The sequence below is a fragment of the Apibacter sp. B3919 genome, from assembly GCF_026537405.1.
Taxonomy (GTDB): domain Bacteria; phylum Bacteroidota; class Bacteroidia; order Flavobacteriales; family Weeksellaceae; genus Apibacter.
Genome location: NZ_JAFNMG010000001.1, coordinates 106,933 through 122,156, shown reverse-complemented (window position 1 = coordinate 122,156; position 15,224 = coordinate 106,933). Strand labels below are relative to the sequence as shown.

15 protein-coding genes are annotated in these 15,224 nt (G+C 30.4%); 9 read left to right on the top strand and 6 right to left on the bottom strand.

The features are described from left to right. Positions 1–166: 166 nt before the first annotated feature. A complete protein-coding gene (locus J3U20_RS00545) occupies positions 167–748 on the top strand; it encodes a DUF4230 domain-containing protein (protein ID WP_160555776.1) in 582 nt (193 codons plus the stop codon). Positions 749–827: 79 nt separating this feature from the next. On the opposite strand, the gene J3U20_RS00540 is transcribed toward J3U20_RS00545, so the two are convergent. From J3U20_RS00540 to J3U20_RS00525, 4 genes are all read right to left on the bottom strand, one after another. Next, on the bottom strand, positions 828–2,078 hold the full coding sequence (locus J3U20_RS00540) for a DUF1015 domain-containing protein (protein WP_160543109.1): 1,251 nt from the start codon (positions 2,076–2,078) through the stop codon (positions 828–830). Between the two features lie 62 nt (positions 2,079–2,140). Beyond that, a complete protein-coding gene (locus J3U20_RS00535) occupies positions 2,141–3,094 on the bottom strand; it encodes a D-2-hydroxyacid dehydrogenase (RefSeq protein ID WP_160543110.1) in 954 nt (317 codons plus the stop codon). A gap of 22 nt (positions 3,095–3,116) precedes the next feature. After that, positions 3,117–4,181 (bottom strand): 3-phosphoserine/phosphohydroxythreonine transaminase, encoded by a 1,065-nt coding sequence (gene serC, locus J3U20_RS00530; protein ID WP_160543111.1) that lies wholly within the window; start codon positions 4,179–4,181, stop codon positions 3,117–3,119. Between the two features lie 61 nt (positions 4,182–4,242). Further along, entirely contained in the window at positions 4,243–4,593 is a 351-nt protein-coding gene (locus tag J3U20_RS00525; protein ID WP_105297776.1) for a 4Fe-4S dicluster domain-containing protein, read from the bottom strand. A gap of 65 nt (positions 4,594–4,658) precedes the next feature. On the opposite strand from J3U20_RS00525, the gene J3U20_RS00520 reads away from it, so the two are divergent. The 8 genes from J3U20_RS00520 to J3U20_RS00485 all read left to right on the top strand — a co-directional run bounded on the left by J3U20_RS00520 (position 4,659) and on the right by J3U20_RS00485 (position 12,657). Further along, on the top strand, positions 4,659–5,693 hold the full coding sequence (locus tag J3U20_RS00520) for an acyl-CoA reductase (RefSeq protein ID WP_160543112.1): 1,035 nt from the start codon (positions 4,659–4,661) through the stop codon (positions 5,691–5,693). Positions 5,694–5,807: 114 nt separating this feature from the next. Then, positions 5,808–6,695 (top strand): 4-hydroxy-tetrahydrodipicolinate synthase, encoded by an 888-nt coding sequence (dapA, locus tag J3U20_RS00515; protein WP_160543113.1) that lies wholly within the window; start codon positions 5,808–5,810, stop codon positions 6,693–6,695. A gap of 120 nt (positions 6,696–6,815) precedes the next feature. Next, a complete protein-coding gene (locus J3U20_RS00510) occupies positions 6,816–7,697 on the top strand; it encodes an outer membrane protein assembly factor BamD (protein WP_160543114.1) in 882 nt (293 codons plus the stop codon). Positions 7,698–7,718: 21 nt separating this feature from the next. Further along, complete coding sequence (locus J3U20_RS00505) at positions 7,719–8,036, top strand: DNA-directed RNA polymerase subunit omega (RefSeq protein WP_160543115.1); 318 nt, start codon at positions 7,719–7,721, stop codon at positions 8,034–8,036. A gap of 15 nt (positions 8,037–8,051) precedes the next feature. Beyond that, entirely contained in the window at positions 8,052–9,260 is a 1,209-nt protein-coding gene (coaBC, locus tag J3U20_RS00500; RefSeq protein WP_160543116.1) for a bifunctional phosphopantothenoylcysteine decarboxylase/phosphopantothenate--cysteine ligase CoaBC, read from the top strand. 3 nt (positions 9,261–9,263) lie between these two features. After that, positions 9,264–10,172, top strand: coding sequence for a DUF4835 family protein (locus J3U20_RS00495; RefSeq protein WP_160543117.1), 909 nt, complete (start codon positions 9,264–9,266; stop codon positions 10,170–10,172). A gap of 6 nt (positions 10,173–10,178) precedes the next feature. Continuing rightward, positions 10,179–11,831: a DNA repair protein RecN gene (recN, locus tag J3U20_RS00490; protein ID WP_160543118.1), complete on the top strand. Its 1,653-nt coding sequence runs from the start codon at positions 10,179–10,181 to the stop codon at positions 11,829–11,831. A gap of 304 nt (positions 11,832–12,135) precedes the next feature. Continuing rightward, the gene (locus tag J3U20_RS00485) at positions 12,136–12,657 is read left to right on the top strand and encodes an NAD(P)H-dependent oxidoreductase (RefSeq protein WP_160543119.1); all 522 of its coding nucleotides are present in this window, start codon (positions 12,136–12,138) and stop codon (positions 12,655–12,657) included. A gap of 63 nt (positions 12,658–12,720) precedes the next feature. Here J3U20_RS00485 and J3U20_RS00480 read toward each other — a convergent pair whose 3' ends face one another. Together J3U20_RS00480 and J3U20_RS00475 are read right to left on the bottom strand one after the other, a co-directional pair. Continuing rightward, positions 12,721–14,067 (bottom strand): UDP-N-acetylmuramate--L-alanine ligase, encoded by a 1,347-nt coding sequence (locus J3U20_RS00480; protein WP_160543120.1) that lies wholly within the window; start codon positions 14,065–14,067, stop codon positions 12,721–12,723. 86 nt (positions 14,068–14,153) lie between these two features. Continuing rightward, a complete protein-coding gene (locus J3U20_RS00475) occupies positions 14,154–14,978 on the bottom strand; it encodes a lysophospholipid acyltransferase family protein (protein ID WP_160543121.1) in 825 nt (274 codons plus the stop codon). Between the last annotated feature and the right edge of the window lie 246 nt (positions 14,979–15,224).

Here is a 15,224-nt window from a genome sequence, read left to right as displayed (position 1 = left end):
ATATACTATTGTTTAAATCAAATAAAAATCCTACATAAAAATTATTCCATTCACGCCTTAAACTCTTTTTTATTTTATTATCTTTTTGCATGATTTATGCACTATTATTAACACTAAAAAATATATAATGATAATCCTTAAATTTTTAAAAAAATATTTTATATCCATGGTATTTTTAATCATAGGTTTATTACTATTTATATTTATTTTAAGACAATCGGGTAAAGAAAATGTAAAATCTGAAACCAGAATTATAAATCATGAAATTCAGCGTTTGAATAAAATGATTGTTATTGAACAAAATTATTCTTCATTTAAGACTAAAAAGTATAATAATTTTAATCCTAAATATTTTGATTTTCTAAATAAAAATATTGTATTGTACATTACTGCCATGGCTCAAGTTACGTATGATATGAAAAAGATGAAAATTGAGGTAGACTCAGCTCATAAAACAGTACATATTTTGTCAATACCCGATCCCGAATTACATGTATATCCCGATGTTGAAATTTATAATATGGAAACCGGTTTTTTAAATGATTTTTCAAAATCTGAACTTAATGAAGTAATGGAAGAAGGGAAAAAAGATATAACTAAAGAAGTTCAAAAATCTAATATACAATCTTTAGCTAAAAAACAGTTAATTTCCAATCTGAAAGAATTGTATAACATGGTAAAACTAAATAATTGGAAAATCATTGATGACACCCCTTATGCCGGTCAAATACAATCAATGAAAGATTAATTGAGTTTGGATAATTACAAAATTTTATCCATCTACCAATGATTCTGAATTTTGATTATAATAATTTATTATTATTTATTTATTTCATGTTTACCATAATCAAACCCGTAGGAAATTTAGGTTCAATATAGGTGATTTTATCGGGTAATTTTTCTCCTAATTCCAACACTTTTTGTAAGTCGGAAAATGAAGGAGGATAAAAACCAAATCCTATTGTAAAATCACCCTTATCTACTTCTTCTTTAATTTTTTTTATCCCTTCAATACCGTTGGAACCTTTTATATAAGATACTAAATTCATTTCTTGCTTGGAATCCTTTATATTAAAAATCCTTTCTAAGATAAAGGTATTGAATAAATACGTATCAATAGTACCTAATCCTTCCTTCATTCCCCTAAATTCATGTTTAATGTATAAACCAAAAAACTCTCCGTCCATATACATGCTTATATGATGTTTATGTGAGGGAAAATAGGGTTCTTTGCCTTTATGATTAATAGTAAAATGTTCTTCCAGTTTTGAGAAAATATCTTTTTTTGTTAACCCGTTTAGTGATTTTATTAATCTATTATATTCTATAATTTTTAAGTTTTGACCTGAAACTAATAAAGATAATACTTGATGGTTTTGGTCAAATAAGAAATTTTTAGTTTTACTTTTATCTTTAATCTTGTCTGAATGATTTATAGCTCCCATCAACCGGTAATATCCATCGGCTAAATATAAAGAAGGCAAATTGGAAACAACGTCTTTAAATTGTGATAACTTTAATCGGTTATCTATTCTCCATAATCTATGTGAAACCTCCATTTCATCCTCAAAATGGATAAATGGTTTACTTTTCATTTCTAAATCCATTAATATCTCTATTTTGGAATTGGATTCATAACAAAGTAATATCGGATTAGTTTGCAAATAGGTGGTATCTAAAAATTGGGTAAATCCATTGACTTTTGTTTCATTAGTAGGCGAAGGTACTTTTATATTTTTTCCTTTAAAATCATCCACAGAGATTAATCCTATAACCCCTCTAAAGGTTTCTCCGGATTTTTTTTTCTGCTCATAAATATAAAATGAGGCAGGATCATGATCAAGCAAATTGTCTTTCACATAATCCTCATACCTTTTTCTTATCTTTTTTAAACGATTTTCCAAAGGACTTTCTCCTTTGAAAAAAATCGGTTTAATAAGATCGATATAAGAAGGAGTTTTGCCTCTTAGTTTCATTCTTATTTGCTCATCAGAATATATATCCGGCGAATACATGGGAAAATCTTTGATATCTTCCTCTTTAGCATGTATTCCTTTAAAAGGTTTAAAACTTAACATATAAGACCATTTAAGAACAATGTAAGAACTAAAAAAATTTTTAATGTATATTGTTTACAATACTATTTTTTTGCTAATTCAATAATTTGATCAGCTAATTCCATACCTACCCTTTCTTGAGCTTCTTTGGTATTTCCTCCTATATGTGGAGATAAAGATAGTTTAGGGTTCATTAATAAAGTAATTTCCGGTTTAGGTTCTTTTTCAAAAACATCTAATGCTGCTCCGAATATTTTATCTTCATTTAAGGCATTAATTAAGGCAACTTCATCGATAATACCCCCTCTTGAAGCATTCACAATAATTGCATTAGGCTTCATTTTATTTAGTTCAGCTTCTCCTATTACATATTTATTTTGTTTAGGTATATGTACAGAAATAACATCAGAATTTTTAATGACTTCTTCCATAGGAACTGTGGATATTTCAAAATGAACTTGTTGACCGTCAAAGAAATCCAATGTAATTGTTTTAGTGATGTCATTTACATCAGAAACCAATATTTTCATTCCTAAACTCAATCCTATTTTGATAACTTCCACCCCGATTCGTCCGAAACCGATAACTCCTAAAGTTTTACCTCCAAGCTCCATAGCTCCTGAATAAGACTTTTTTAATGCTGCAAAATTCGTGTCTCCTTCCAAAGGCATATTACGATTAGAATCTTGCAAATATCTGTATAGGCTAAACATATGTGCAAACACCAATTCTGCGACAGATCTGGAAGATGCAGCCGGAGTATTAATTACATGAATTCCTTTTTCTTTGGCATATTGTACATCTATATTGTCCATGCCTACTCCTCCTCTACCAATAATTTTTATTGACGGACACTGATTTATCAGTTCTTTTCGAACCTGAGTAGCACTTCTAACTAATAATACATCAATGTTGTTATCATTTATAAAGTTAGCTAATTGTTCTTGAGCTACTTTATGGTTTAAAACTTCATGTCCTTCTTTTTCTAAAAATTCGATCGCAGATAAAGAAATGCCATCGTTAGGTAATATTTTCATTGTAATACTTTTAAATTAATTACTAAGCGGTTTTTTCAAGTTCTTTCATAACATCAACTAACACTTGCACCCCCTCTAAAGGCATGGCATTGTAAATGCTGGCTCTGTATCCTCCTACTGTTCTGTATCCTCCCACACCTACAATATTTGCATCTTTCCACATTTGATCAAATCGGGCTTTATGTTTTTCTTCATCGTTCAAAAAGAAACATACATTCATAGGCGATCTGTCTTCTTTCACACAAACACCTCTAAATAAAGGATTTCGATCGATTTCATTATATAATAGTTCCGCCTTTTCTTTATTTTTTTTCTCAATGCCTTCTGTTCCTCCTTGTTTCTCCAACCAGCGTAAATTTAATAAGGTGGTGTACACTGCAAAAACGGGTGGAGTATTAGCCATGCTTTCTTTGGCAATATGAACTTCATAATCTAAATAAGAAGGTAAATTTCTTCCTGTTTTTCCCAAAAATCTTTTATCCACAACAACCAGCGTAACTCCTGCCGGACCAAGATTTTTTTGAGCACCTGCATACAATACAGCAAATTTATTATAATCGATATTCCTGCTTAAAATATCCGATGACATATCACATACTAAAGGTATATCTGTATCAGGAAATGTTTTTATTTCTGTTCCGTATACCGTATTATTGGTGGTTATATGTAAATAATCAGCATCAGAGGGTACCACATAATCTTTAGGAATATAGGTATATTTATCTTGTTTAGATGAAGCAATAACCTCTATATTACCGATTTTTTCTGCTTCTTTAATTGCCATAGATGCAAAATTTCCACTGTCAACATAAGCCGCTTTCGACTTAAGCAGATTATAGGGAACCATAGAAAATTGCAAACTGGCTCCTCCTTGTAAATATAAAACTTCATGATTATCATCCAACTTCATTAATTTCTTAGCTAGCGATCTAGCTTCTTCCATGATAGCTATAAAATCTTTACTTCTATGAGATATTTCAATTAAAGAGATCTCGTTATTATTAAAATCCAATACAGCCTGAGAGGCTTGTTGAATAACTTCTTCCGGTAAAGTAGAAGGTCCTGCACTAAAGTTATATTTTTTCATTATTTAATAAATATAATGTTTTTATCTTATTGAGAAATAAAGTAAATGCGTACAACTTCTATTAAGAAGGATGTAAAAAATCTTTTTTAGCGTGTAGTTCTTCATTACTTTCAACATGAGCATCATCCGGAACACAACAATCGACAGGACATACAGCAGCACACTGGGGTTCTTCATGAAACCCTACACATTCTGTACATTTGTCAGCAACTATATAATAAATATCGTCAGATATAGGTTTTTGAGGAGCATCAGCATCAATTGAAAGACCACTTTTCGTAACTACCATACCGGTTAAACCTGTTCCTTCAGACAGTTTCCAGTCAACAGCTCCTTCATATATTGCATTATTAGGACATTCCGGCTCACAAGCTCCACAATTTATACATTCATCCGTAATTTTTATAGCCATTATTTAATTTTAATTTACTTTTGTGCAAAATTATACAATTTTTTTCACATTTATCATAAGTAAAAATGAGTTTAAATCAAAGAATAAAGTCGTTAGCTGCCGTAAGAAATATTTTAGATCAATTTCTTACTAAAAACCGGGCGGAATCCCCAACATATTCCGAATTTAAAAATAGTATCTCTCTTGCTGAGATAAAAAACCCTTGGTTTACTGAAAACAGCATTCTTTCGGTTTTGACTTATTGGAATAATGTTCTTACTGAAGAAATACTAACCCAATGGTTATCTAACTATACAATAAAATCCGAAGAATCTAAAACTGTTGGATTGGTATTAGCGGGTAATATACCTATGGTTGGATTTCACGACTGTATCAGTACTTTGCTGGCAGGGCATCAGGCAAAAATAAAATTATCATCTAAAGACTCTGTTCTTATCCCTTTTATACTTAACTTATGGAAAGAATTTTGTGAAGAATTGGAATTTGAATGGGTAGATAAACTTCCTCCTTGTGATGCGGTTATTACTACCGGAACTACCAATACTGCCAGGTATTTTGAATATTATTTTAAAGATATACCGCATATAATACGTAAAAATAGAACATCAATCGCTATACTTAATGGGAATGAATCGAAAGAAGATTTGCACGGCCTGGCTGAGGATGTATTTTCTTATTTTGGTTTAGGATGCAGAAGTGTTACTCAACTTTTCATTCCTGAAAATTATGATATTAATAAACTCTTCGAAGTTTTTATTTCCTATCAAGATTGTATTAATCATACCAAATATTCGAATAATTACGATTATAATAAAGCGATTTATCTAATGAATCAAGAACTGTTTTGGGATAATAACTTTATACTATTGAAAGAATCACGAAATTTATTTAGTCCTATAGGCACTCTATATTACAGTACGTATTCGGATGACTCAGAACTTGAAAAATTTATCTCTCAGCATGCCGATTCTCTACAATGCGTAGTGAGTGCCCAACCTTATCAACAATTTAAAACAGTAGCTCCCGGACAGGCTCAAAATCCTAAAATAGATGATTATGCAGATGGTGTTGATACTTTAGACTTCTTATCGAATTTGTAAGATACTTATTTTTAAGACCTTATAATAGTTATATCTATCATTCATTTTTTTACATATTTCAATAATTAATAGTATTTTTACTTTTTATAGTATAAAGACAAAATTGTTACTCTTATGAAATCATTACAAGGATTAGGTGTGGCTTTGATAACACCTTTTTGCGAAGATGGGACGGTTGATTTTCCATCCTTAGAAAAATTAGTAAATTACAATATTGAAGGCGGTACCAACTACCTAGTAATTTTGGGTACTACTGCCGAAAATGCTACTTTAAACTCAGAAGAAAAAAAACAGGTAATTGATTGCGTAAAAAAGAGTAACAACAATAGATTACCTTTGGTTTTGGGTATAGGGGGAAATAATACGGCAGATATATTACATCAAGTTCGTACAACCGATCTGAATGATTTTACGGCAATACTTTCCGTTTCTCCTTATTACAATAAACCATCCCAAGAAGGAATTTATCTTCACTATAAAAGCATAGCAGATAACAGCAACAAACCTATACTACTATATAATGTTCCCGGGAGAACCGGCTCTAATATTGAAGCTGCAACAACCCTACGATTAGCTCAAGACTGCTCAAATATTTTGGGAATTAAAGAAGCAAGCCCAAACTTTTTACAGTCCACACAGATTATTAAAGATAAACCATCGGATTTTATGGTGATTTCCGGAGATGATGAATTAGCTTTACCTATGGTATTAGCAGGTGGTTTGGGAGTTATATCTGTTTTAGGTCAAGCTCTTCCCCATGAAGTTTCTCAGATGATACAACTGGCATTAGAAAGGAAAGTCGATGATGCGTATAAAATTCATTATAAAATTAAAAAACTGTTTGAACTTATCTTTGCTGAAGGTAACCCTTCCGGTATAAAAGCATTATTATCTCTTAAAGGAATTTGTAAACCTTATACGCGTTTACCATTGACTCCTGCGTCTTCTAATCTCATTGAAAAAATAGAAAAAGAATTAGAAAACCTATCCATCTTAGCTTAAATTTTATTGCAATAAGGGTTTATCGACCTATTTATTAGCTGTTTACTTTTAGGTATCATTTATATCAATAAATGTTATTTATTTGTTTTAAATTATAAAAAGATGTAATTTTGTAGTTAGATGAAAAAAATACCTCTACTAGGTTTGTCATTTCTCCTTTTAATTAGTTGTGAGAGAAGATTAAATCAAGCTTTGAAAAGTACTGATAAAGACTTGATATTAAAGGTTGCTGAAGAATATGAACAAAGAAAAAAATATTCTCAAGCCATTAGCTTATACGAGTATGCAAACAAATTTATAGTAGGAACAGATGAAGCTCCTGAAGTTTCTTATCGAACAGCTTATTTAAACTACCTGGATAAAAACTACAGACTTGCGGCTCATCAGTTTAAAAATTTTGTAATGTCGTATCCTAAAGATTCAAGAGCAGATGAAGCTGCATTTATGGCTGCTTATTGTTATTATGCAGACTCTCCTGATTATAATTTGGATCAAACGAATACTCGTGATGCGTTAAAAGAATTACAACTCTATATTGATACGTATCCAAACTCGGATAAGATTGCAGAATGCAATCGAATGATGGACGATTTGACAAGAAAGTTGGAAAAGAAAGCCTTTGAAAATGCTAAAACTTTATATAAAGTAACAGAATATAAAGCCGCTATTATTTCTTTTGATAATGTATTAAGCGATTTTCCGGATACTAAATTACGTGAGGATATCTTAATTTATTCTTTAAGAGCAAAAACTGAATTAGCAGTTAATTCCATTCATAGATTGCAAAATGAACGGATTAATGATGCGGTTAATTCATATAACAACTTTTGCAAATTATTTCCAAAATCTGAATATTTGGACGAAGCTAAAAGATTGAATAATCGATTGGAAAATGCCAGAATTGTATATCAGAACAAAGAAAAAAGCATTAATGAAGCAAAAGAACAATCGGAAGATAAACTAAAATCAGCAGAAAAAGAGCGAAAAAATAAAATAAGTTAACTAATTATACACCATCAAAATATGAATTTAAAAGAATTAAATGCACCCAACACAACCATTACTTTCAACAGACAACAAATTGAAAGTAAAGTAGGTAACATTTATGAAGCCATAGTAATCATAGGTAAAAGAGCTGAACAAATCAATACCTTTATTAAAAATGATTTAAACCAAAAATTAGATGAATTTGCTTCTAATAGCGATTCTTTAGATGAAGTATTCGAAAACAGAGAACAAATCGAGGTTTCTAAATATTACGAAAGATTACCTAAACCAACGTTAATTGCCATTCAAGAATGGTTAGATAACGAAGTTTATTTTAGAAAAACAGACGCCTAATATCCATTTTTTCAAATGTCGGTTTTAGAAGGGAAAAAGATCGTTTTAATTATTACAGGTGGCATAGCTGCTTATAAAACTGCTTCCCTTGTAAGGCTTTTCATGAAAAGAGGTTGTGAAGTGCAGGTAATTATGACCCCTAAGGCCCATAATTTTATTACTCCCTTAACTTTATCGACTCTTTCCAAAAAACCGGTATATACTCAATTTTTTGAAGGAAACACCGGAGAATGGAACAACCATGTAGATTTAGCTTTACATGCCGATTATTTAGTGGTAGCACCTGCTACCTCCAATACATTGTCTAAAATGGCTAGTGCCGAAGCTGATAATTTAGCTTTAGCAACTTATTTGTCAGCAAAAAACACAGTTTTTTTTGCTCCTGCAATGGATTTGGATATGTATAAAAATCCATACAATCAGGAAAACATTAAGAAACTTCAACAAAAAGGAGATATTTTAATACCTCCAAATAAGGGCGAACTTGCCAGTGGATTGGAAGGTGAAGGAAGGATGGCAGAGCCGGAAGAAATTTTAAATTTTATTGAAAATTATATACGAAAAGAGTTAATTTTTTATAAAAAGAAACTATTGATTACTGCCGGTCCTACCTATGAACCTATTGATCCGGTACGTTTTATAGGCAATCATTCTTCAGGTAAAATGGGTTTTGAAATAGCTAAAGCAGCCGAAAAATTAGGGGCTGAAGTTACCTTAGTATCCGGTCCTACTTGTCAAAAACTCTCTCATTATTCTTCTATTAAAAGAATAGATGTTATGTCTTCTGAAGAAATGTATCAAAAAGTAACAGAACATTATCAGAGTACAGATATTGTTATTATGGCCGCAGCTGTAGCCGATTATAGACCAGAAACTGTATCTAAAACTAAAATTAAGAAAAATGAAGAATCATTTTCTTTACCCTTATTAAAAAATAAAGATATACTTTTAGAGTTAGGTAAAACCAAAAGTAACCAATTTTTAGTGGGATTTGCTCTTGAAACGAATAATGAAGAAGAAAATGCTCTTACTAAATTGAACAAAAAGAATTTGAATATGATTGTTTTAAATTCTTTACAGGATAAAGGCGCAGGGTTTTCTTACGATACCAATAAAATAACTATTTTAGATAACAAGGGAGGTATAGAGTATTTTGATCTTCAAACCAAAGAAAAAGTTGCTGAAAATATTTTAAAATCTATTCATGAAAGAATTAAAACCTGATTTATGAAACATATATCTTTAATTACTCTATTGCTGTTTTTACCTTTGTTTGCTGCTTGCCAACAATTATTGGCTGATGTTAATATCGATTTCAGTAAAGTTCAAGGATCAAACAATCAAGTTTTTACTACCTTGAAAAAAGATTTAAAAGAATTTATCAACAATACAGACTGGGTTCAGGGTAAAAAATTATCTATGCAGGAACGTATTAAATGTTCGTTCGGAATTATTATTGAGGAACGAATTTCAACAGATAAATTTAAAGCTACCTTATTAATTCAATCCAGCAGACCGGTTTATAATTCTTCATATATCACACCGGTGTTAAATTATCAAGACACCGATTTTACCTTTAATTATCTAGAATCCGAAAATTTAGTATTTAATGAATCCCGATTCAGCGGAAAAAATTTAACTGATGTTATTGCCTATTATATTTATATGATCTTAGGATATGACGCAGACACATTTTCACGATATGGAGGAAATGAATACTTTGATAAAGCTCAAAAAATTGCAGATAATTCCATTAATCAAGGATACAATGGGTGGAATACTTTTGACGGTCCTAGAACCCGAGGATCTCTTATTTCCTATCTAATAAATGATAAAGCAAAAATGTTAAGAAATATTTCTTATAATTATCATCGTTTAGGATTAGATGTAATGTCTTCTAATGAATTACAAGCTAAAACTCACATTGCTACTTATTTAATGAAATTAAATGAATATTCTTCCAATTATCAGTTTTATCCTTTAGATCTTTTCTTAACTGCAAAACGTGAAGAAATAGCCAATATATTTTCTGGCGGAACTCCGGTTACTTCAATGAACATTTCAGAATTGAAAACTCTGTTACAAAAAATCAATCCAATCAACAGTAACGAATACTGGAATAAAATTAAAAATTAGAAATTTATGCTATCTCATTTATCAATTCGTAATTATGCGTTGATAGATATCCTGGATATTAACTTTCCTTCCGGTATGATAACTGTTACAGGTGAAACCGGTGCCGGTAAATCCATAATTCTGGGAGCATTAAAATTAGTTTTAGGCGAGAGGGCAGATTACAAATCTTTGAAAAATGCTGATGAAAAATGCTTTGTTGAAGCGGAATTCACTCTTGATCGCGAACTATTTTCTGACTTTTTTATTCAAAATGAATTGGATTTCGATCCTATTACTATTATTAGAAGAGAAATTTTACCTTCAGGTAAATCTAGAGCTTTCATTAATGATACTCCGGTTACCCTATCTGTATTACATTCGCTAACTGAAAAACTTATTGATATTCATTCTCAATTTGATACTTCCGATCTGATGAATGAAAAATATCAATTACATATATTGGATACTTATTCCGGTGCAACTTTAGATTTGAAAGAGTATCAAAAAGTTTATCAAAAATACGTATTTGAAAATTCGAGGCTTAACTCGTTAAAGGATAAATTACTTTTAGGTAATGAAGAAGTTGATTATAAAAACTATTTATTAGAAGAGTTAAATACGGCCCAGTTAGATTCCATCAATTTTGTTGAAATGGAAAATGAGCTGAATTTGTTGAAAAATTCTGAATATTTAGCTCAAATCTTAACTGAAGTCAAACAAATCTTAGATAATGATGAGATAGGGATTTTAAATCAATTACGAGAAGTATCTTCGCGCATGGATAAAGGCTCGCAATATTCAGGGGATTTAATGAAATTATCTGAAAGAATCAGCAGCGTTAAGTTGGAATTACAAGATATTTCAACAGAATCCGAGTTTTTCCTTGAAAGATTAGACTTCAATCCGCTGCGTTATGAAGATCTTACTCAAAAAGTTGATTTAATTCATTCTTTATATGCGAAGCATAAAGTAACCACTATAGAGGAATTAAAACAAATTAGAGATTCTTTATCTAAAGATACCTCTGATTTGATGAATTTGGAAAATCAAATCCATGCCTGTCTAGATACTATAAAAACACTTTCTTCAGAACTTACTAAATGGGCTCAGGATCTTCATACTAAAAGAAAGACACATGTTCCTGAATTAGAAAACAAAATACTCACTATTCTTTCACATTTAGGAATGGAAAAATCTAAAATTGAAATTTCCATACAAAAAACAGATCAATTTACTGCAAACGGTACAGATATCGTCAATATTTTATTTTCCGCTAATGCCGGCATGTCCTTACAGCCTATAGCTAAAGCCATATCTGGAGGTGAACGATCACGCGTAATGTTAGCAATAAAAAAAATTATGTCTGAGAAAGAAGCATTACCTACTTTAATTCTTGATGAAATTGATACGGGGATTTCAGGACGAATTGCTAATGAAATGGGAAAATTAATGCAGCAAATGGCTTCAACCATGCAATTAATTGCCATTACTCATTTGCCTCAAGTTGCAGCAAAAGGAAACAGTCAATTTAAAGTCGAAAAAACGGAAAAATCGGGGGAAACTCAAACTCAAATACGTTTAATGAATCATGAGGAAAGGATTGAGGAAATTGCTCAGTTAATAAGCGGTTCTGATATTACGGAAAACGCAAGAAAACAAGCTATTGAATTATTGAAATAATTTCAAGTTTTTTTAGTCACATTTTGAATTAATCCTTACTTACTAAAAATATAGTCTGATTTCTTTTTTTATTCAAAAGTTTAAAATATACACTATTTTAAGTATAATCATTTATACTTCTTTATTTTTCAAATTTCATTTCTTTATATTGGTTAACTACTAATAATTATTGAAATCTAAATTATTCCACTATTTATTTTTTAGCAAATATTGACTCATAATTATACTAAATTTGATTATAAATTAATATATTTACAATGATTACAATATATAATTTATAAAAACTATAATCAAATTAAAAAAGATGAAAACATTAATTATTAATGGTCACCCCAATTTAAATCAATCGATAATTCATAAAAGATGGTCAGAAGAATTAAAAAAATATCCTAAAGATTTTACAGTTCATAATCTTTGTTATGAATATCCGGATTACAAAATTGATGTTCAAAAAGAACAAAAGTTAATTGAAAACCATGAAAACTTAATTTTACAATATCCAATATATTGGTTTAATGTACCCGGTTTAATAAAACGTTGGATCGATGAGGTATTTACTTATGGCTGGGCCTATGGATCTAAAGGGGATAAATTAAAAGATAAAAAAATAGCATTAGCATTGTCTGCCGGTATAAGTGAAGACGATCTTAAAGATAATAAAAATCTGAATTTGGAAGATTTAATTTTGCCTATTAAACTCACGGCAGCCTATGTTAGTTCGAATTTTAGGGGATATTATATGTTATATAATTCTTATTATGCAGCTGATAATGGTACTTTGGATAAAAGCATAGACGAATATATATCCTTTATAAAAGGCTTATAAAATTCATCGCATAAAAAAATCTTTCCGAAAAGAAAGATTTTTATGATATAATGTATTTTGTTTTTATTTAAAAATTGAGTCCAAATTTATTCCGCCGTAATTTCCGGAGCTCATCATTAAAAAAATACTGTTATTTTTATCGATTTCTTTTAAATAGTTCTCTAATATAACAGGATCTGTAAAGACTTGTAAATTATTTTTTTCGAAAGAATTTATAATCAGTTCTTTTGAAATTGGTTCCATTCTTTTGATTTTTAAAGCATCTTCACTATAAAAAACAAGTGCCTCATCAGCTTTGTCTAATGTGTTTTTGTATTGTTTTAAAAATTCAGGGTTTAGTGAACTATATGTATGGAGTTCTAAACAAGCTACCAGTCGTTTATTGGAAAAATTTTCTTTAACCGCTTTGACCGTTGCCATTACTTTAGAAGGTGCATGTGCAAAATCTTTATATACTATATATTCATTTGTTTCGTATATTTTTTCCAATCTTCGTGAAGCACCTTTAAATGATAGTATTGCTTCATAAAACGCTTCATTTTGTATACCTATTTGATTACAAACCAATCGCGCTCCCTCTAAATTCAAAAGGTTATGTCTACCAAATAACGACAATTGTAATTCTCCTTCAGAAGTTTGAAGATATACTTTTTCATCTTTAATTACATAATTGGGTGTATGATAGGGAAACTTTTTCAGATAGTTACTCGATTGTTCTGCTATCTCAACAACTTCTTTATCTTCTTCATTATAAATTAAAGCACCTCCTTGACTTATCGTATTTACAAAATTTAGGAAGGGTTGCTTATAAGACTCAAAAGTTGGAAAAACATTGATATGATCCCAGGCGATCCCGCTGAGTAAAGCTATATTAGGCTGATACAAAAGAAATTTTGAACGTAAATCGATCGGTGAAGATAAATACTCATCCCCTTCTAAAATCATAAATTCATTAGTATCTGTGAGCTTCACCATGGTATCAAATCCTTCCAACTGAGCACCAACCATATAATCAACATCTACCTGATGATACTTAAGTACATGAAGAACCATAGAGGTTATCGTGGTTTTACCGTGAGAACCTGCGATAACTACTCGGGTTTTATTTTTAGATTGTTCGTATAAAAATTCAGGATATGAATAAATTTTTAAATTTAATTCTTTTGCTTTTTGAAGTTCGGGATTATCTGAATGAGCATGCATTCCCAAAATTACTGCATCTATATCCGGAGTAATCTTGTCGGGAAACCACCCCAATGAATTGGGTGCTATACCTTGTTTTTTTAATCTTGAGAGGGAAGGTTCAAAAATTGCATCATCAGAACCTGTAACAGTGTAGCCTTTTTGAGCCAAGGCCAAAGCCAAATTATGCATGGCACTTCCACCTATCGCTATAAAATGTATTTTCATTTACCGATATTTTTCAGAACAAAGATACTTTTTTAAACTAAAAAAGACAGCTAAATACTACTGCCTTTTTTTATCTCTGTAATAAATTATAGTTCAAAAAATGATCGGGTCTTTTCTTCTTCCCTTTCTGCTTCCAGTTCCTCTACCGATTTGACTTTTAAAAAACTTGGATCTTGTTCTATAGCTATCATGATTTTAGCTAAAATTTCATTTGAATCTTCGTTCTCATAATCGATGTCTAAAGGAGCTTTAAATGTCATTTTGGGTTCAACCCCCCTTTTTTTAACGAGTAAGCCTTTACGATCAAAAGCTCTTCTGAATCCATCGATTACAACAGGTATTACAATGGGTTTATTTTTTTTGATAATTTTTGCCGCTCCTCTTCGACCGGGTGACCAAGGAGTTACCGTACCTTGTGGAAAGGTAACTACCCATCCGCTATCCAAGGCTTGCAAAATATTATCTATTTCATTCATATCAACTTTTCGATTGACATCTTTTCCTGCATCTCTCCAAGTTCTTTTAACAGTAATTGCTCCTGCTAAAGAAAATAATTTGGCTAATAATCCCTTATTCATGGTTTCTTTTGCCGCCACATAATATAAATCTACTTTCGGATCTAAAAGATAAACAGGATTTTTAATGGTGTCAATATATCCGTGCTTTACGGCACAAAATACATGGTACATGGCAAATACATCCGCAAAATAGGTTTGATGATTGGATACGAACAATACATTGGTATCGGGAAGCTTTAACAGGTTTTCAGTTCCTTTAAGCTTTAATTTATTAAATCCGTTGAATCTATTATATGATATAACCCCAAAGGTGAATATAAGAAATCTTTTTAAGATAAACCAATGGCCAAACGCATCTCTAAATATTCTATTCTTCTTCTTTCCTTTTTCCATTTTTACACCCAGGTTTTAAAATTGTAAATTTATTACTTTTAAATTTATAATTAATTCAATCCTTATTATTAGTACATTAATGATTACACAAAATTATAATTTATATACAGAATTCTTGTTAATTAAATATTAATTAAAACGAAAGTATTTTTAATTAACCCTATATTTATCTTTATTTTTATTAAAAAAAAGAAATATCCTACAATTAAATCATTTAAATACAAATTCTATTCCAAGATAAAATAA